General features: G+C 43.4%; 15 protein-coding genes, 3 tRNA genes, 3 rRNA genes, 1 other RNA gene and 1 other annotated feature. Of the genes, 4 read left to right on the plus strand and 18 right to left on the minus strand.

Features of this window, described 5'->3' with window-relative positions; all coding sequences use genetic code 11:
• Positions 1-6: 6 nt before the first annotated feature.
• The 14 genes from AA0X95_RS02190 to tadA all read right to left on the minus strand — a co-directional run bounded on the left by AA0X95_RS02190 (position 7) and on the right by tadA (position 11,638).
• On the minus strand, positions 7-1,443 hold the full coding sequence (locus AA0X95_RS02190; RefSeq protein ID WP_413304853.1) for an aminotransferase class I/II-fold pyridoxal phosphate-dependent enzyme: 1,437 nt from the start codon (positions 1,441-1,443) through the stop codon (positions 7-9).
• Between the two features lie 96 nt (positions 1,444-1,539).
• The gene (locus tag AA0X95_RS02195) at positions 1,540-1,758 is read right to left on the minus strand and encodes a sigma factor G inhibitor Gin (protein WP_413304856.1); all 219 of its coding nucleotides are present in this window, start codon (positions 1,756-1,758) and stop codon (positions 1,540-1,542) included.
• Positions 1,759-1,966: 208 nt separating this feature from the next.
• A 5S ribosomal RNA gene (gene rrf, locus AA0X95_RS02200) occupies positions 1,967-2,083 on the minus strand.
• Positions 2,084-2,162: 79 nt separating this feature from the next.
• Positions 2,163-5,098 (minus strand): 23S ribosomal RNA (locus AA0X95_RS02205).
• A gap of 108 nt (positions 5,099-5,206) precedes the next feature.
• Positions 5,207-5,282, minus strand: a tRNA-Ala gene (locus tag AA0X95_RS02210).
• Between the two features lie 12 nt (positions 5,283-5,294).
• Positions 5,295-5,368, minus strand: a tRNA-Ile gene (locus AA0X95_RS02215).
• A 107-nt stretch (positions 5,369-5,475) separates the two neighbouring features.
• Positions 5,476-7,013 (minus strand): 16S ribosomal RNA (locus AA0X95_RS02220).
• Together the 16S, 23S and 5S rRNA genes with 2 tRNA genes alongside form the textbook arrangement of a ribosomal RNA operon.
• A 281-nt stretch (positions 7,014-7,294) precedes the next feature.
• On the minus strand, positions 7,295-7,558 hold the full coding sequence (locus AA0X95_RS02225; RefSeq protein ID WP_413304859.1) for a pro-sigmaK processing inhibitor BofA family protein: 264 nt from the start codon (positions 7,556-7,558) through the stop codon (positions 7,295-7,297).
• Positions 7,559-7,676: 118 nt separating this feature from the next.
• A complete protein-coding gene (locus tag AA0X95_RS02230; RefSeq protein ID WP_413304862.1) occupies positions 7,677-7,895 on the minus strand; it encodes a YaaL family protein in 219 nt (72 codons plus the stop codon).
• 24 nt (positions 7,896-7,919) lie between these two features.
• Positions 7,920-8,516, minus strand: coding sequence for a recombination mediator RecR (gene recR / locus AA0X95_RS02235; RefSeq protein ID WP_308081646.1), 597 nt, complete (start codon positions 8,514-8,516; stop codon positions 7,920-7,922).
• Between the two features lie 65 nt (positions 8,517-8,581).
• On the minus strand, positions 8,582-8,902 hold the full coding sequence (locus AA0X95_RS02240) for a YbaB/EbfC family nucleoid-associated protein (RefSeq protein WP_309857152.1): 321 nt from the start codon (positions 8,900-8,902) through the stop codon (positions 8,582-8,584).
• A 30-nt stretch (positions 8,903-8,932) separates the two neighbouring features.
• On the minus strand, positions 8,933-10,624 hold the full coding sequence (gene dnaX, locus AA0X95_RS02245) for a DNA polymerase III subunit gamma/tau (RefSeq protein ID WP_413304865.1): 1,692 nt from the start codon (positions 10,622-10,624) through the stop codon (positions 8,933-8,935).
• A gap of 140 nt (positions 10,625-10,764) precedes the next feature.
• An RNA gene (gene ffs / locus AA0X95_RS02250) (signal recognition particle sRNA large type) lies at positions 10,765-11,029 on the minus strand.
• Between the two features lie 105 nt (positions 11,030-11,134).
• A complete protein-coding gene (gene tadA / locus AA0X95_RS02255) occupies positions 11,135-11,638 on the minus strand; it encodes a tRNA adenosine(34) deaminase TadA (protein ID WP_413304868.1) in 504 nt (167 codons plus the stop codon).
• 66 nt (positions 11,639-11,704) lie between these two features.
• Here tadA and AA0X95_RS02260 point away from each other — a divergent pair, with 66 nt between their 5' ends.
• From AA0X95_RS02260 to AA0X95_RS02275, 4 genes are all read left to right on the plus strand, one after another.
• Positions 11,705-12,280, plus strand: a complete 576-nt coding sequence (locus tag AA0X95_RS02260; protein WP_413304871.1) for a cysteine hydrolase family protein — start codon at positions 11,705-11,707, stop codon at positions 12,278-12,280.
• A 36-nt stretch (positions 12,281-12,316) separates the two neighbouring features.
• Positions 12,317-13,606, plus strand: a complete 1,290-nt coding sequence (locus tag AA0X95_RS02265; protein WP_413304874.1) for a glycosyl hydrolase family 18 protein — start codon at positions 12,317-12,319, stop codon at positions 13,604-13,606.
• Between the two features lie 227 nt (positions 13,607-13,833).
• A complete protein-coding gene (locus AA0X95_RS02270) occupies positions 13,834-14,478 on the plus strand; it encodes a deoxynucleoside kinase (RefSeq protein WP_413304877.1) in 645 nt (214 codons plus the stop codon).
• A gap of 15 nt (positions 14,479-14,493) precedes the next feature.
• Positions 14,494-15,189, plus strand: a complete 696-nt coding sequence (locus AA0X95_RS02275; RefSeq protein ID WP_413304880.1) for a deoxynucleoside kinase — start codon at positions 14,494-14,496, stop codon at positions 15,187-15,189.
• A 714-nt stretch (positions 15,190-15,903) separates the two neighbouring features.
• On the opposite strand, the gene AA0X95_RS02280 is transcribed toward AA0X95_RS02275, so the two are convergent.
• From AA0X95_RS02280 to pdxS, 4 genes are all read right to left on the minus strand, one after another.
• Positions 15,904-15,996: transfer RNA gene (locus AA0X95_RS02280), tRNA-Ser, on the minus strand.
• A gap of 189 nt (positions 15,997-16,185) precedes the next feature.
• Positions 16,186-17,466 (minus strand): serine--tRNA ligase, encoded by a 1,281-nt coding sequence (serS, locus tag AA0X95_RS02285; RefSeq protein WP_413304883.1) that lies wholly within the window; start codon positions 17,464-17,466, stop codon positions 16,186-16,188.
• Between the two features lie 55 nt (positions 17,467-17,521).
• Positions 17,522-17,748: a binding site (T-box leader), on the minus strand.
• A 63-nt stretch (positions 17,749-17,811) separates the two neighbouring features.
• On the minus strand, positions 17,812-18,402 hold the full coding sequence (gene pdxT, locus AA0X95_RS02290; protein ID WP_413304886.1) for a pyridoxal 5'-phosphate synthase glutaminase subunit PdxT: 591 nt from the start codon (positions 18,400-18,402) through the stop codon (positions 17,812-17,814).
• A gap of 186 nt (positions 18,403-18,588) precedes the next feature.
• Positions 18,589-19,470: a pyridoxal 5'-phosphate synthase lyase subunit PdxS gene (gene pdxS / locus AA0X95_RS02295; RefSeq protein ID WP_308081655.1), complete on the minus strand. Its 882-nt coding sequence runs from the start codon at positions 19,468-19,470 to the stop codon at positions 18,589-18,591.
• Between the last annotated feature and the right edge of the window lie 136 nt (positions 19,471-19,606).

Consider the following 19,606-nt stretch of genomic DNA (forward strand, 5'->3'; position numbering starts at 1 on the left):
CACAGCCTATTTTATAAATACCCTTATCATTTCTTTAGTTAGGCAGGAGCATCCTTGGAATCTTGCTCCTGTTTTTAACAGTCTTTGAAGCTGATTAATCCTCTCATTTGTTATTTCTTCCCCTTTTAACAGCAGCGGAATCCCAGGGGGATAGGGAATAATTGTTTCTGCACAAACAGATCCTATGGCTTCAGTAATAGGTACATCCATTGACTCTAAGTTGTCCATTTCCTTATAAGGGATAGCCAGTTCTGAGACTTTTCGATTACTCATCGTCAGTTTGCTCTTTTGTTCGTGAAAAGGCAAGTCTTTACACACCTTTTTTATCTTTCGAGCAGTATCTTCAAACGGGTACCTTTGACCTTCTTTTAATAACGGAAGAACGAAGAGTACATTATACGGATCGGCTAATTCTGTATAGACGGCCTCTTCTTCTAATCTCCTTTGAAGCTCAAAACCGCTTAAGCTACACCTAGTTTGAATTGTTATTTTTAATAAGTCTCCCTTTTGATGGGGGTATTCTAGTACCTTAATTCCAGGAACACCTTCCAATTCTGCTTTAAAATGTTGGATCCCTGTTTGTAAATCGTCTAGATCTTGCTGTGTGTATGTAGCCAAGTATTTTCTTGCCAAATCGAGTGACGCCATAATTGGGTAAGATGGACTGCTCGATTGAAATATCTGCAAATAATCCCTTACTTTATTTACATCAACTAATTGGCCGTTCACATGCAAATACGAACCCATCGTCATGGCAGGAAGTGTTTTATGTGCCGATTGAACGACTATATCCGCACCTAACTGCACAGCTGAAGCAGGAAAAGGATGACCGATAATAAAATGAGCTCCATGTGCCTCATCAACTAAAACAGGAATGTGATGAAGATGGGCTTGATTTATAATTCCTTCTAAATCGGAGACTATTCCATAGTAATTAGGATAGGTTAGAATGATGGCTTTCACGTTTGGATAAAGACTAATTGCCTCTTTTACTGTCTCTATACTAACACCTGTAGCTACCTTCCAGTCGTGTGTATATTCTGGTTCCAAGAATATGGGTCTTACTTTTGCTAACCTTAAAGCATTCAAAATAGATTTATGGCAATTTCGCTGTACTAAGACTGTATCATTCTCTGAGCATGTGGCCATAATCATTGCTAAATTACCTACTGTTGATCCATTTACTAAAAAGAAGCTCTTTTTCGTTTGAAAAATTTCAGCCAAAAGTTGCTCAGCTTCTAAGATAACTCCTTCAGGTGAATGCAAATCATCTAGCCCTGACAGCTCTGTTACATCAATTTTTAATATCTGTTCAAAAAAACGTCTTGCTTCGCTTTGTATATTTAATCCACTTTTATGTCCAGGGACATGAAAAGAAATAGGATCCTTTTTGTTATGTTCCATTAGTGCCTTAAAAAGAGGCGTATCCATTTGTTTTTTCATTTTATTACTTCCTTTTGAGAGTCTTATTTATTTTACCAAAAAAGAGGTTCCCTTTCCCCTTTCATGACAAAAAAATAAAGCCCTTAAAAGGACTTGTTAAGAGAAAATTTCTGGTGTGGTAATTTTTCTAAGTTGTTTAAGAAAATATTTATACTTTGGATCATTTGTATCTGTTTGTATTAAATCAGTTTCACAATCTGTACAGATAAAAGAAGTATATAGATGTATGCCTTTTGGTTTTAGATTTTCACAAATAACGCACGTTTCCTCGTAATGACTATGTGCTAAAAATGAACTCAAGCCCTCCACCTCCATACATCCATTCTGTCCTTTAATTCATATTTGTATACAATTTTTTGAATAATCATCTCGATTCCATCCTGTAATATACTATGTAGAAATGTTGAATTGGGTGTATGTCTATAGGCGATTTCTTTTAAAACACTTCGTACTTTTTTATTTAAACAAGGATTTTTTCATAAAAACACAAAAAGACAACCATTTTCAGGTTGTCTTTTCATTTGCCTGGCAACGTCCTACTCTCACAGGGACTTTCGTCCCAACTACCATCGGCGCTGAGAAGCTTAACTTCCGTGTTCGGTATGGGAACGGGTGTGACCTTCTCGCCATAGTTACCAGACTATTTTGTTAGAGAAATCATTCTCTCAAAACTAGATAATGCAGAAGAAGTGTTTGTAAAAAACGAGTTCGCTTAAAAATTGGTTAAGTCCTCGAACGATTAGTATCAGTCAGCTCCACATGTTACCACGCTTCCACCTCTGACCTATCAACCTGATCATCTTTCAGGGTTCTTACTAGCTTGACGCTATGGGAAATCTCATCTTGAGGGGGGCTTCATGCTTAGATGCTTTCAGCACTTATCCCGTCCGCACATAGCTACCCAGCGATGCCTTTGGCAAGACAACTGGTACACCAGCGGTGCGTCCATCCCGGTCCTCTCGTACTAAGGACAGCTCCTCTCAAATTTCCTGCGCCCACGACGGATAGGGACCGAACTGTCTCACGACGTTCTGAACCCAGCTCGCGTACCGCTTTAATGGGCGAACAGCCCAACCCTTGGGACCGACTACAGCCCCAGGATGCGATGAGCCGACATCGAGGTGCCAAACCTCCCCGTCGATGTGGACTCTTGGGGGAGATAAGCCTGTTATCCCCGGGGTAGCTTTTATCCGTTGAGCGATGGCCCTTCCATGCGGAACCACCGGATCACTAAGCCCGACTTTCGTCCCTGCTCGACTTGTAGGTCTCGCAGTCAAGCTCCCTTGTGCCTTTACACTCTACGAATGATTTCCAACCATTCTGAGGGAACCTTTGGGCGCCTCCGTTACTCTTTAGGAGGCGACCGCCCCAGTCAAACTGCCCACCTGACACTGTCTCCCACCCCGATAAGGGGTGCGGGTTAGAATTTCAATACAGCCAGGGTAGTATCCCACCGACGCCTCCACCGAAGCTAGCGCTCCGGTTTCTACGGCTCCTACCTATCCTGTACAAGCTGTACCAAAATTCAATATCAGGCTACAGTAAAGCTCCACGGGGTCTTTCCGTCCTGTCGCGGGTAACCTGCATCTTCACAGGTACTATAATTTCACCGAGTCTCTCGTTGAGACAGTGCCCAGATCGTTACGCCTTTCGTGCGGGTCGGAACTTACCCGACAAGGAATTTCGCTACCTTAGGACCGTTATAGTTACGGCCGCCGTTTACTGGGGCTTCGATTCAGAGCTTCGCTTGCGCTAACCCCTCCTCTTAACCTTCCAGCACCGGGCAGGCGTCAGCCCCTATACTTCGCCTTGCGGCTTCGCAGAGACCTGTGTTTTTGCTAAACAGTCGCCTGGGCCTATTCACTGCGGCTCTTCGAGGCTATTCACCTCAAAAAGCACCCCTTCTCCCGAAGTTACGGGGTCATTTTGCCGAGTTCCTTAACGAGAGTTCTCTCGCTCACCTTAGGATTCTCTCCTCGCCTACCTGTGTCGGTTTGCGGTACGGGCACCTTTTATCTCGCTAGAGGCTTTTCTTGGCAGTGTGGAATCAGGAACTTCGGTACTAAATTTCCCTCGCTATCACAGCTCAGCCTTTACGGAAAGCGGATTTTCCTACTTTCCAGCCTAACTGCTTAGACGCGCATATCCAACAGCGCGCTTACCCTATCCTCCTGCGTCCCCCCATCACTCAAACGATAAAGAGGTGGTACAGGAATATCAACCTGTTGTCCATCGCCTACGCCTTTCGGCCTCGGCTTAGGTCCCGACTAACCCTGAGCGGACGAGCCTTCCTCAGGAAACCTTAGGCATACGGTGGATGAGATTCTCACTCATCTTTCGCTACTCATACCGGCATTCTCACTTCTAAGCGCTCCACCAGTCCTTACGGTCTAGCTTCAACGCCCTTAGAACGCTCTCCTACCACTGACATCTAAGATGTCAATCCACAGCTTCGGTGTTACGTTTAGCCCCGGTACATTTTCGGCGCAGAGTCACTCGACCAGTGAGCTATTACGCACTCTTTAAATGGTGGCTGCTTCTAAGCCAACATCCTGGTTGTCTAAGCAACTCCACATCCTTTTCCACTTAACGTAAACTTTGGGACCTTAGCTGGTGGTCTGGGCTGTTTCCCTTTTGACTACGGATCTTATCACTCGCAGTCTGACTCCCACGGATAAGTCTTTGGCATTCGGAGTTTGTCTGAATTCGGTAACCCGATGAGGGCCCCTAGTCCAAACAGTGCTCTACCTCCAAGACTCTAACTACGTGAGGCTAGCCCTAAAGCTATTTCGGAGAGAACCAGCTATCTCCAAGTTCGATTGGAATTTCTCCGCTACCCACACCTCATCCCCGCACTTTTCAACGTGCGTGGGTTCGGGCCTCCATCCAGTGTTACCTGGACTTCACCCTGGACATGGGTAGATCACCTGGTTTCGGGTCTACGACCACATACTCATTCGCCCTATTCAGACTCGCTTTCGCTGCGGCTCCGTCTCTTCAACTTAACCTTGCATGGGATCGTAACTCGCCGGTTCATTCTACAAAAGGCACGCTATCACCCATTAACGGGCTCTAACTACTTGTAGGCACACGGTTTCAGGAACTATTTCACTCCCCTTCCGGGGTGCTTTTCACCTTTCCCTCACGGTACTGGTTCACTATCGGTCACTAGGGAGTATTTAGCCTTGGGAGATGGTCCTCCCTGCTTCCGACCGGATTTCACGTGTCCGGCCGTACTCAGGATCCACTCAGGAGGGAACGAAGTTTCGACTACAGGGTTTTTACCTTCTCTGACGGGCCTTTCCAGGCCGCTTCATCTACCCCGTTCCTTTGTAACTCCATGTTGAGTGTCCTACAACCCCAAGAGGCAAGCCTCTTGGTTTGGGCTATGTCCCGTTTCGCTCGCCGCTACTCAGGGAATCGCGTTTGCTTTCTCTTCCTCCGGGTACTTAGATGTTTCAGTTCCCCGGGTATGCCTTCAATACCCTATGTATTCAGGTAAAGATACTGTTCCATTACGAACAGTGGGTTCCCCCATTCGGAAATCTCCGGATCAAAGCTTACTTACAGCTCCCCGAAGCATATCGGTGTTAGTCCCGTCCTTCATCGGCTCCTAGTGCCAAGGCATTCACCGTGCGCCCTTTCTAACTTAACCTAAAAGGTTTATTACTCTTATTAAATAAGAGAGAAAACTAAAATGGCGATTACTCGATGTTTTACTTGACTTCTTCATTACGATTATCTAGTTTTCAAAGAACAATTTTGGTGGAGCTTAGCGGGATCGAACCGCTGACCTCCTGCGTGCAAGGCAGGCGCTCTCCCAGCTGAGCTAAAGCCCCGTAGAAGGAAAGTGGGCCTAAATGGACTCGAACCATCGACCTCACGCTTATCAGGCGTGCGCTCTAACCAGCTGAGCTATAGGCCCCCACTACGACTATACATTTGAGAATTTGCACTCTCAAAACTAAACAAACAAGAAACAATCAAACAAACGTGTTTTGTCTGGCTCATATGTCCAGCTTATATCCTTAGAAAGGAGGTGATCCAGCCGCACCTTCCGATACGGCTACCTTGTTACGACTTCACCCCAATCATCTGTCCCACCTTAGGCGGCTGGCTCCTTACGGTTACCCCACCGACTTCGGGTGTTACAAACTCTCGTGGTGTGACGGGCGGTGTGTACAAGGCCCGGGAACGTATTCACCGCGGCATGCTGATCCGCGATTACTAGCGATTCCGGCTTCATGTAGGCGAGTTGCAGCCTACAATCCGAACTGAGAATGGTTTTATGGGATTGGCTAAACCTCGCGGTCTTGCAGCCCTTTGTACCATCCATTGTAGCACGTGTGTAGCCCAGGTCATAAGGGGCATGATGATTTGACGTCATCCCCACCTTCCTCCGGTTTGTCACCGGCAGTCACCTTAGAGTGCCCAACTGAATGCTGGCAACTAAGATCAAGGGTTGCGCTCGTTGCGGGACTTAACCCAACATCTCACGACACGAGCTGACGACAACCATGCACCACCTGTCACTCTGTCCCCCGAAGGGGAACGTCCTATCTCTAGGAGTGTCAGAGGATGTCAAGACCTGGTAAGGTTCTTCGCGTTGCTTCGAATTAAACCACATGCTCCACCGCTTGTGCGGGCCCCCGTCAATTCCTTTGAGTTTCAGCCTTGCGGCCGTACTCCCCAGGCGGAGTGCTTAATGCGTTAGCTGCAGCACTAAGGGGCGGAAACCCCCTAACACTTAGCACTCATCGTTTACGGCGTGGACTACCAGGGTATCTAATCCTGTTTGCTCCCCACGCTTTCGCGCCTCAGCGTCAGTTACAGACCAGAAAGCCGCCTTCGCCACTGGTGTTCCTCCACATCTCTACGCATTTCACCGCTACACGTGGAATTCCGCTTTCCTCTTCTGCACTCAAGTCCCCCAGTTTCCAATGACCCTCCACGGTTGAGCCGTGGGCTTTCACATCAGACTTAAAGGACCGCCTGCGCGCGCTTTACGCCCAATAATTCCGGACAACGCTTGCCACCTACGTATTACCGCGGCTGCTGGCACGTAGTTAGCCGTGGCTTTCTGGTTAGGTACCGTCAAGGTACCGGCAGTTACTCCGGTACTTGTTCTTCCCTAACAACAGAGCTTTACGACCCGAAGGCCTTCATCGCTCACGCGGCGTTGCTCCATCAGACTTTCGTCCATTGTGGAAGATTCCCTACTGCTGCCTCCCGTAGGAGTCTGGGCCGTGTCTCAGTCCCAGTGTGGCCGATCACCCTCTCAGGTCGGCTACGCATCGTCGCCTTGGTGAGCCGTTACCTCACCAACTAGCTAATGCGCCGCGGGCCCATCTGTAAGTGACAGCCGAAACCGTCTTTCAGCTTTTCCTCATGAGAGGAAAAGGATTATCCGGTATTAGCTCCGGTTTCCCGAAGTTATCCCAGTCTTACAGGCAGGTTGCCCACGTGTTACTCACCCGTCCGCCGCTAACCACCGAAGTGGTTCGCTCGACTTGCATGTATTAGGCACGCCGCCAGCGTTCGTCCTGAGCCAGGATCAAACTCTCCAAGAAAGTTGATTAGCTCATTTTGTTACGTTGGCTTGTTTCAATTAAGAAACAAAATATTATTGTTTGTTGACGTTTTTGTTTGTTTAGTTTTCAAAGAGCAAAGTTATCAAAGTCACTCAAAAGCGACTTTATAATCATATCGAGTTAACGACGAAAAGTCAATAACTTTTTTATTTTTATTTCATCGTCTCGGTGACGACTTTTACTATATTACAGCATTACAATCGAATGGTCAATAGTTATTTTAAAAAAATAAAAACCGCTGGTTTCAGCGGCTTATACAGCTATAAAACCCAGTGTTGAATTGCTACTAATGCAAATACTCCAGGTATCCCTAGAAAACCGGAAACTGCAGATGTAGCCACATTAATGGGAACATGGATCCCGTACCGGTTGCCGGCTGCATTTAAGAAAAATAGAAACAACGCCCCGATTAAGAATTTAACCGCTGCTTGACCAATAAACCGTGCTGGTTTAAATGGTGCCCCGGAGAATAAGAGTAATAGGATTAGGCCTCCTAGTACAGAAATTACAATAATAGGTTCCAAATAGCGCTCCCCTCCTCCTTCAAACATTATCCATACAGTTTATGTACAAGTTAGGGGAAATAGACCTAAACAATAAAAAAGCCCGTCCACACAGGGTGGTCAGGCTCATCATTTAAATTCATCTTAATAAAGTGACATTTCGCTGTTTTGCTTCTCTTAATAAGAAGATATATTTCGCTTCTGCAATTTTTGTTTGGCAAATAACCTCTTCGGAAGGATCAAAACTTTTTTCCAATAGCTGTTTTTCTTGCTGCCAATGCTCTTTCAAACGATTCAACTGTATTAAGAGCTTTTCATCATACTCTTTTCGAAGCCGTCCTTTACGTCGAAAAAACATACTTTTTTTCCTCCGAATTTTTTCTTATAGTTCTCGTCGGCCCTCTATTGCTTTCGATAAGGTTACTTCATCAGCATACTCAAGGTCCCCGCCAACCGGTAATCCATGGGCAATTCTTGTCGTCTTAATACCTGATGGCTTTAACAAACGAGAGATATACATAGCGGTTGCTTCACCTTCAATATTCGGGTTCGTAGCCAAAATGACTTCCTGTACAGTTTCATCCTGAAGCCGCTTTAGTAAATCAGGGATATTAATATCCTCTGGACCTATCCCGTCCATTGGAGAAATGGCCCCATGTAACACATGATATAACCCGTTGAATTCCTTCATCTTTTCCATTGCAATAACATCCTTGGGATCCTGGACAACACAAATGATACTTCTATCCCTGCGTTGATCCTCACATATATAACAAGGATCCTGATCCGTGATGTGACCACAAACAGAACAATACGTTAAATTACGCTTCGCATTCACAAGTGCTTTGGCAAAATCAAGGACGGTGTCCTCTTTCATACTTAACACGTAAAAGGCCAGGCGTGCAGCCGTTTTCGGGCCGATTCCTGGCAGTTTCATAAAGCTGTCAATGAGCTTAGAAATCGGTTCAGGATAATGCATTACTATTTTTCCCCTTTAATAAAAGAGGCTGCACGTAAGAACAGCCTCTTTTGGTTTAATCTAGCTTAGAAAGGAAGGTTCATCCCTTTTGTGAACTGTCCCATTGTATTGTTTGTTAGCTCTTCAGCCTTTTTAAGGGCGTCATTTACTGCTGCTAATACAAGATCCTGCAACATTTCTACATCATCCGGGTCAACTGCCTCAGGTTTAATTTGTACATCTACCACTTCTTTATGACCGGTTACAACGACCTTAACCATACCGCCGCCAGCAGTTCCTTCAATCTTTTCTTGACCTAATTCTTCTTGAGCTTCCGCCATTTTTTTTTGCATTTTTTGCATTTGCTTCATCATATTTTGCATATTACCCATTCCGCCACGCATCATAACACATTACCTCCATATAGTAAGTTATTATTATTCTATTACTTCTACGAACTCAGCGCCAAAAAGTTTTTTTGCCTCAGATATATGAGGTTCCTCTTCCTTCCTGCTTGTTTCGCTGACTTCTCCTTCTTCACCATGCTGACTGTTCAAGAAACTTTCTCGAATGTCTCCCCATTGTTCCTCAGGTACACCCAAGAATAGAAATCTTTTACCAGTTAATTTTTGAAGGGCACCGGTAATCGCTTCTTGAAAATCCTTTCTATCTGTTGCCATTTGACAAATCATTTCATGCTTAAACTTTATAATTAAGGCATCCGCAGAAGCTGCAACTGGCTCCGCATCATTTAACAAGGCTGCGTGCGATTTTATTAAGTTTGCCAGCATTTCTCCCCATTTGCCTTTAATCTGATTTAAATCGTTTTTGGTAGCTACCTTTAATACTTCATTGATTTTACCAACTGCAGGCTGGAATCCTTTCCTGGACACTCTCTGAGCAGGTTTTTGCTGCTGAGGTGCTGCATCTTGTGAGGTAACAGTAATCCCACTGGTTTTTAATTGCTGGAGTTCATTTTCTAGTTGTTCAATCCTAGATAACAAATGGTCGACATTTGAAAGCTGTGCTGCTACCTTTTCTATCCCTTCCATTTGACAGAGCTTAACAATCGCCACCTCAAGAAATATCCGTGGATGGTTCGTCCATCTCATTTCTTGTTGTGTTTTATTTAAGAATTCAATGAACTGATAGATTTGTACGGTAGGTGTGGCTTCCGCCATCCTGCGAAATTCATCGTCAAGCATGACTCTTTCAAGCGACTCTTCAAGGTTTGGTGCTGTTTTATAGAGCAGCATGTCTCGATAGAATAAAATCAAATCTTCAATAAAACGCGTTGGGTCCTTACCGTGAAATAACAATTCCTCAAGCGCCTCTAAACCACTCGCCACGTCTTTTTCTTGAAATGAACTTGTTAATTTATTCAAGAATCCTTGTGATACAGAGCCTGTCACGGTCAAAGCATCCTCTACCGTTACCCGATCCTGACTATAGGATATCGCCTGGTCTAATAAACTTAAAGCATCACGCATCCCGCCCTCTGCTGCACGGGCAATCATTTTTAAGGCATCCTCATCACATACTACTCCAGTTTCATCGACAATTAATTTCATCCGCTTCACAATAGAACCCGCTGTGATACGTCTAAAATCAAATCGCTGACATCTAGAAATAATCGTTAATGGAATTTTATGAGGCTCTGTTGTCGCTAAAATAAAAATGACATGCTTTGGCGGTTCTTCTAATGTTTTTAATAAAGCATTAAAAGCACTAATAGAAAGCATATGAACCTCATCAATGATGTAAACCTTATAGTTAACAGCAGTCGGTGCGAATTTGACCTTTTCCAATACATCTCTCATTTCTTCCACTCGAGAGTTGGAAGCAGCATCAAACTCTAACACATCCGGAATCGTCCCATTGGTAATTCCACGGCAGGCTGCACATTCATTACATGGTTCTGATACAGGTGCTCGTTCACAGTTAATTGCCTTTGCTAAAATCTTAGCTGCGCTCGTTTTACCTGTTCCTCTTGGACCAGAAAAAAGATAGGCATGTGATATCTTTTGTTGAAGCAGGGCGTTTTGCAATGTCTGCGTTACATGTTCTTGTCCTACTACATCGATAAATGCCTGCGGACGCCAAACACGATATAAAGCCTGATAAGCCAACTGACACCGCCCCCTTCGAAATAATTCATCCTAACCATTATAACGTATTCATTTTCATTTTTTCAAAGTGTATTCATAAGAGTTCACAAAAAAACTCATCTCCATTCTGAGATGAGTTAATTTATATACATATGTAACTGCCGTGCACCTTCCTTCGACTAACGCCCATAAGCGTTACTTAAGCAGTTAGCTCGACCCAGGCAACCCTGCGGCACATGAGAGCGTCCACTTAATGCTGCTTCCTTCCGGACCTGACATGGTTCATGGATTCCCATTGCGCAGGACCCGGGCGTCAACACCACTTACTTAAGGCAGACCCTACAGGCCATTAGCCTCGGGAAGGGATTCAGTCCCGCTAGAGCGGATTGCGGGTACAGGGCACCGCTACCTCCCCACCTAGCACGGCAAAGTTGATAACTAAGTTTAGTGCGTCGTATCTGACGCCTTTCTAATATACAACCAATCTGGCAAAAAAGCAATATTAATAAACTGTAAGTTATTGTAAATTTTCTATTCCATTTCGTTCCTTCGTTGTTTCTCAAGCTTTTTCCTTTCTCTTAACCCCCTAAAAAAATCAGAAAGCAATTGGCCGCATTCACCTTCTAATACACCCTTGGTTATTTCACTTTGGTGATTGAAACGGTCGTCCTGTAAAAGATTCATGAGCGTCCCTGCACATCCGCCCTTTGGGTCACTCGCACCATATACCACTCTTTTTACCCTCGATAATATAATGGCACCGGAACACATTGGACATGGCTCAAGTGTCACATATAAGGTGGCATTCTCCAACCGCCAGGAACCTATTTCCCGGCAAGCTTGTTCGATCGCGATAAGTTCGGCATGTGCGACAGCGTTCTGCTCTCTTTCACGCAAGTTATGTGCCCGGGAAATAATTCTATCCTCCATGACAAGCACGGCTCCGATTGGAACTTCCATTAGTTCCTCCGCCTTTTTGGCTTCCTTTATTGCTTCACTCATATAGTATTCATCTAGGTTTTCTTCCACCTTCATAGCAATCTCCTTCTAATGGATAAGTATTCTTTTATTACTCCAAAATATAGGAAGGAGGAGAAGCAAATGGAGAATAATTATCCTGCACTGATTATTATTGATATGATTAACAACTTTGATTTTTCACATGGTTCCATTTTAGCCAAAAAAGCACTGCAAATTGCTAAGCCCATCAAAGAATTAAAAAAACAATTTAATATACAAAATTTACCCGTTATCTTTATGAATGATCATTATAATTTATGGCAGGCTGATTTTAATAAAATCATTGATTTTTGTAGGAACGATTACAGTCAGCCTATTTTTGATATCCTGCTGCCAGACGATGATGATTATTTTTTAATCAAGCCAAAGCATTCCGCTTTTTACGAAACCTCTTTAACCATATTGTTAAATCAATTAAAGGTGAATACGCTCATATTAACTGGAATTGCGGGCAATATTTGCGTGCTCTTTACAGCAAATGATGCCTATATGCGCGAGTATCCCATTTATGTACCTCGTGATTGTATTACCTCTGTTGATGAGCAGGATAACCACTTTGCTCTAACGATGATGGAAAATGTACTCAAAGCTAAAACAATACCTAGTCATCATGAAATTTATCAACATTATATCATTTATCCTCACCCTCCCTCATAAAATAGTTGCAACGTATGTTTGTTGGGAGGGATTAGGATGCAAATCCATGTTATAAGAAGGAATGAGTCATTAACCTCGATTGCCAGAGCCTACCACACGACCGTTAACGATATTATTGAAGCAAATGAATTACCGAATCCAAATGACCTTGTTATTGGACAGTCCATTGTCATTCCAATTATCGGTCGCTTTTATTTCGTTCAGCCGGGTGATTCCTTATTCTCTATCGCTAGAAAAGTCGGTGTCCCTTATCAAGAGCTGGCTAATATTAATCGGATTAACGTAAATCAGCCGCTAAATGTTGGGTTCCGTCTTTATATCCCCCAAGGCCGGAAAAGAAACGCTGAGTTTAATGCCTATGTAGAGCCGAGAGGAACAACGGTTGCACCTGTATTAGAGAATAGTGCCAGGGAAGCTGCACCTTATTTAACGTATTTAGCCCCTTTTAGTTTTCAAGCGCGCCGTGATGGAACCTTGAAAGAACCTTTACTGAATAATTTCCCTGCTATCGCAAGGACTAATCGTAACGTACTGATGATGGTAATCAACAACCAGGAAAATGATCAATTTAGTGATGAGCTCGGGCGAATTTTATTGAACGACATGGCCATTCAAGATAAATTTCTCAATAATATTGTAGCAACTGCAAAAAAATATGGATTCCGTGATATTCACTTTGATTTTGAATTTTTGCGACCGGCTGACCGTGAGGCTTACAACAACTTTCTGAGAAAGGCAAAACAACGCTTTAAGAATGAAGGTTGGCTCATGTCAACTGCCCTTGCCCCAAAGACCAGTTCCACACAAAAAGGAAAATGGTATGAAGGCCATGATTACAAGGCACATGGGGAAATTTCTGACTTTGTGGTAATTATGACGTATGAGTGGGGCTATAGCGGCGGCCCTGCGATGGCCGTTTCGCCTATTGACTCAGTAAGGAAAGTTTTAGAGTATGCCATAACCGAGATGCCTTCTAATAAAATACTTATGGGGCAAAACCTTTATGGCTATGATTGGACACTTCCTTTTGTTCAAGGATCCGTTGCAAAGGCTGTCAGTCCGCAGCAGGCCATTCAACTTGCGGCCAAACATAATGTGCCGATTCAATATGATACAAAAGCAGAGGCACCCTTCTTCAAATATAAAGACGAGGCTGGCAAGGACCATGAAGTTTGGTTTGAGGATGCCCGCTCCATCCAAGCTAAATTTGATCTAATCAAAGAGTTAAATTTACGCGGAATGAGTTATTGGAAGCTCGGTTTATCGTTCCCACAGAATTGGTTGTTAATCGTAGATAATTTCAACGTCACAAAAAGAGGAACATAATGGAGTAAAAAAATATTTTTTACAACAAAAACTGCCGTTTTTCGGCAGTTTTTTCATATATCTGACATAAATCTACTTACTTCTAAATATTCCATATCCCTTCCTGTCGTAGATTGTGATAAAATATCTTTTGTGTCGATAAATCAGTAAGACATAAATAATATAAATTATCCGGTGATAACTGGTTAATCATAGAAGTGCAGGCAGTTGGAGAAGGAGGACTTGCAATGGGGGATACACCCTTTATTACGGTTGAAGGGCCGATTGGTGTTGGGAAGACATCGCTCGCAAAAGCCATTTCAGAGCAATTTCAATTTGCTTTACTTAAAGAGATTGTGGATGAAAACCCATTTTTAGGGAAGTTTTATGACAACATTGAGGAATGGAGTTTCCAGACGGAAATGTTTTTCCTCTGCAATCGCTTTAAGCAATTAGGGGACATCAATACCCATTACCTAAGTCAAAATCAATCTGTTGTTGCAGACTATCATATTTTTAAAAATTTGATTTTTGCACAGAGAACATTAAATCCGGAAGAATACCAAAAATATTATAAGATTTATCAAATTCTTACCGAAGATATGCCAAAGCCTAATGTCATTATTTATTTAAATGCCAGCTTAGATACATTGTTAAAACGAATCAAGCTTAGAGGGCGCGAGGTTGAAAAAAACATTAGCCCATTATATTTAGAACAGCTTTCCATCGACTATGAAAATGCCATAGCGATTTTTGAAAAAGAACATCCAGAAATACCTGTTCTTCGCTTTAGCGGCGATGAGTTGGATTTCGTGCAAAACGAAAATGATTTAAACCATATTATTGAAAAGTTAACCTTTTCGTTAAAGACTTGCAGCTGGACAAACATATAGAATAGGGGGATGTTAGTGAGTATCGTTATTGGTGGTATGATTGGTCTAGGGAAAACCAGTGTGGCTGATACCTTAAATGCACACTTTAAAAATAAAGGAATTGAAAGTAAGGTGTTTTATGAATCGGTGGATGATAACCCCATCCTTCCTCTTTATTATGAGTTGACACCTGAAGAATTAGATGCAAGAAGAATTCCGTTCCTCTTACAATTATTTTTCTTAAATAAACGATTTAAGACAGTAAAAGATTGTATTAACTGGAGTGAACCGATTTATACGATTCAGGATCGTTCGATTTATGAAGACTGGTATTTCGCTCTTGTAAATAAAAATTTAGGCAGAATTTCAAGCTTAGAATTCAAGATTTATGAAGATCTTGTAGATAATATGTTGGAAGAACTGCAGGAATTACCTAAGAAGGCACCAGATCTAATGGTTTACTTAAAAGGTTCATTTGATACGGTTATTGACCGGATTATGGCCCGTGGTAGAAGCTTTGAGATTAATCCTGAGCTGAAAGAGTACTACTTTGAAGTGTGGAAGGGTTATGATGAGTGGGTAATGAACCAGTATGCGGCAAGTGAAGTCCTGGTTATTGACATGGACACGACGGATGTTGTGAAGAGTCAAGCGGATGCCGAAAGAGTATGCCGTGAAGTAGATGAAAAATTAAAAGCCATTCTTAATCTAACAGAAGCACATATTGGTTAATCCAATATGTGTTTTTTTGGTCGCTTTCTTATTAATTGATACAAGAATTGACGTATGAATAAGCATTCATCAAGGTTTTTAGCATCAAAAGCGTCCGCACATATTGGTTGGGGTGATCAGGGTTAACCACCCGATACGAGCTGATAAATAGACGGAGAAATTCCGCTTATTTAAAAATTATTAGTTAAAAGAGCTAAAATAGAGGGAAAAATTCCGCCTATTGACTCGAGAAATGCGAAAATGGAGGATTTTTCTTTGCATAAGCGGAAAATCTCCTCTTATTTTCCCCCGAAACGAGCTCCGTTCTGCATTTAACAGGAGAATCTCCGCTTATTTTACTTTTGCTGGTTACTCAATTTTGAACAATGCCTCTTATTAAAAGGGATTGAGTTTTCTCTCTAAGGGGCTAGGAACTACAGCTAGACAGTATTTAAAATTTAGGCTCTGTTAAACTTGTCTGTTGATTTCCGCTCCAGGCGGCTTCGCTTTCCGCGGGCGTGCCGGGGAGCCTCCTCGTCGCTTCGCTCCTGCGGGGTCTCCCCTGCCCCGTACTCCCGCAGGAGTCTTCGCCGCCTTCCGCTCCAATCAACAGAGTTAAAAATCAACAATGTTCTTTAACACAGCCAAAATTTAAAAACCAAACAAAAAAAAGCCCGCTACAATCATTGTAGCGGGCCTTTATCTCCAGTATTTTATGCGCGATTGTTTTAATGATGGCGGAGGAAGAGGGATTCGAACCCCCGCGCGGTTTAACCCGCCTGTCGGTTTTCAAGACCGATCCCTTCAGCCGGACTTGGGTATTCCTCCGTATCAACAAAAGATAATTTATCATATATCCAATATGAATGTCAACAAAGAAATTCAAAAAGCGGAAGCGCCTCGTTCAGCCCCGACAGGCAAATGTTCTTCGGCGGGAAAAGTCCGCCTTTTGACTTTTCTTGCCGAAGGTTATTTGACCCGAGGGGCTAGGCGCTGAAGCTAGATTCAACAAAGAAATTACATTGGCTTTATTACTTCACGATTGCCCATGTAAGGACGTAATACAGTCGGTATGATGACACTGCCGTCCTCTTGCTGGTAATTCTCTAGGATTGCGGCGACCGTGCGGCCAATCGCAAGGCCAGAACCATTTAATGTATGAACATGTTCCGGCTTGGCTTTTGGATCACGACGGAAGCGAATATTCGCGCGTCTCGCTTGGAAGGCTTCAAAATTACTGCAAGAAGAAATCTCGCGGTACGTCCCATAGCTTGGAATCCATACTTCAATATCATACTTCTTCGCAGCCGTAAACCCAAGATCACCCGTACACATGCTTAGCACACGGTATGGAAGCTCTAGTAATTGTAATACTCGTTCAGCATCATTTGTCAGCTTTTCAAGCTCCTCATAAGAATCCTCCGGCTTCACAAACTTCACTAGTTCCACCTTATTGAATTGGTGCTGACGAATCAACCCTCGTGTATCACGTCCAGCAGAGCCAGCCTCAGAACGGAAGCATGCGCTATAGGCAGCAAAGCGAATAGGAAGGTCTTCCCCACTTAAAATCTCATCACGGTGATAGTTTGTAACAGGTACTTCTGCCGTTGGAATAAGGAAATAATCTTCGCTCTCAATTAAGAAGGCATCCTCTTCAAACTTTGGCAATTGCCCTGTTCCCGTCATGCTTGTGCGATTCACCAAGTATGGCGGTAGGATTTCAGTATAGCCATGTTCATCCACATGCAAGTCGAGCATAAAGCTCATTAGTGCACGCTCTAAACGCGCACCTAATCCTTTATAAAAAACAAAGCGGCTTCCTGTTACTTTCCCTGCACGTTCAAAATCAAGGATTCCTAACTGATCAGCAATATCCCAGTGCGGCTTTGCTTCAAATTCAAAGTCACGTACCTGACCCCATTGTCTGATTTCTACATTGTCATCTTCTGTTTCCCCGACTGGTACACTTTCATGAGGGATATTTGGGATACTTAGAAGTAACAGTTCTAATGTTTCTTCTACTCCGCGAAGCTCGTCATCTAGAGCTTTAATTTGATCGCCGACCTCACGCATCTCTTTGATTAGATGATCAGCGTCCTGCTTTTCACGCTTTAGAGCTGCTACTTGCTGTGTCACTTCATTTCGTTTGCTTTTTAATTTTTCAGATTCTACGATTAGTTCTCTTCTCTTTAGGTCCAGTTCTTCAAAACGGCCAAGATCGGTTAAATCTTCTCCACGGTTTTGAAGCTTTTCTTTTACTTCAGCAAAATTTGCTCTTAGAACTTTAATATCCAGCATATTTGACACTCCTTTTATGATGAATTGCAAAAACAAAAAACTCCCGCCCCTGAAAAACAGGGACGAGAGTTAACCCGCGTTACCACCCTGGTTGACAGCATACACTGTCCACCTCGAAAAAAAATGTAACGGTTTTCACCGAAAGTACTTACTTACTACAATCTGTAGTGTTCCATACCTTGCTCGAGGAGGGATTCACAAGCTTCATTCACCGGTTTTCACCAGCCACCGGCTCTCTGCTAGAATGAGTTTCCTGTTACTAATTCCTCTCATTGCTTTCATCAATATTTATGATTTGTATATTTACGTTACTATAATTATGAACGAAATGCAACCAAATTATCCCTATACAAATTGCTTTTGTTTAGCTTCTTTTACCATCTCAACAAAGTAAGCCGTAATGCGATGATCATCCGTTAATTCTGGATGGAAGGAACACCCAAGGAACTGCCTGTCCCGTGCGGCCACAATGCGATCATTATGCTTACACAGGATTTCCACATCTTCTCCCGCCTCAACAATGTGAGGCGCACGAATGAAGACTGCTGGGAAGGACTCTGCTACATCCTTAATCGCCAGGTTTGCTTCAAAACTGTCCACTTGGCGGCCAAAGGAGTTTCTCTCCACCTGAATGTCCATGACACCGATGTGAGGTTCATTATAGCCGACAAGCTGCTTAGCTAATAGGATGAGGCCCGCACATGTCCCAAACATTGGTTTCCCACTACGGGCAAATTCCTTTAACGCATCCATGAAATCATATTTGTCAATCAGGCGCCGCATTGCTGTGCTTTCTCCACCAGGAAGAATTAGTCCATCTAAGTCTTGTAACTCTTCCTTTCGTTTAACAGCAACTGCTTCTACATCGCAGGCCTCAAGTGACCGAATATGTTCCCGGACCGCTCCTTGTAAAGCGAGAACACCGATCTTAATCATAACGATACTCCTTTAACCGTTTTTACTTTGATAACTGTCTAGCTCCAGCTCCCAGCGACTAGTAGCCATCCCACTCCTCCCTACGATAAGTCAACATCGAATCGCTACCGCTCTTCGTGTTTCCTTTATCTCAGTCGGACCGGGCCCTGGCTATACGTCGCTAAACGGTCGCTTCCGCTTTTCCTTTTACCATCCTCGCTCCTGCATGCGTGCTTCTGGTGCTAATGATGAAATTTCGATCCCTTTCATTGGTGTTCCAAGATCCTTTGAAAGTTCAGCAATTAATTTATAGTCTTGGTAGTGAGTAGTTGCTTCCACAATTGCTCTTGCAAACTTAGCAGGGTTTTCTGATTTGAAGATACCAGACCCAACAAACACACCATCTGCACCAAGTTGCATCATAAGTGCTGCATCCGCTGGTGTTGCCACACCGCCAGCTGCAAAGTTAACAACTGGAAGACGTCCAAGACGCTTAATTTCAAGAAGTAATTCAAATGGCGCACCTAAAAGCTTCGCTTCTGTCATTAGTTCATCTTCATTCATTCCCACTACTTTACGTACCTGTGCGTTAACCTTACGGATGTGTCGAACCGCTTCAACGATATTACCAGTTCCCGGCTCACCCTTTGTACGAAGCATGGAAGCACCTTCGCCAATACGGCGCGCTGCCTCACCAAGGTCACGGCAACCACAAACAAACGGAACAGTAAAATCACTTTTATATAAATGGTACTCTTCATCAGCAGGTGTTAATACTTCACTTTCGTCGATATAGTCAACACCCATTGCCTCAAGCACTCTAGCCTCTACAATATGACCAATTCTTGCTTTAGCCATTACAGGGATTGAAACAGCATTAAGTACCTCTTCAACTATTCTTGGATCAGCCATCCTTGCCACTCCACCAGCTGCACGGATATCTGAAGGCACCCGCTCTAAAGCCATTACTGCTACTGCACCTGCTTCTTCAGCAATTTTTGCCTGCTCGGCATTCACAACGTCCATAATGACGCCGCCTTTTTGCATTTCAGCCATACCACGTTTTACGAGTTCCGTACCTGTTTTCATTGTTAAAATCCCCCTTTTATTTAAAATATTTAGAAAAATCTCTTTATACTTGTGGAAAATTCCCATTCAATCAATCGGAATTATCTATTTCCATAAAATCATTAAAGCAACAAAAAAGGACTCCTGTCAAGACAAG

Source organism: Neobacillus phoenicis (genome assembly GCF_047302305.1).
Lineage (GTDB): Bacteria > Bacillota > Bacilli > Bacillales > Cytobacillaceae > Neobacillus.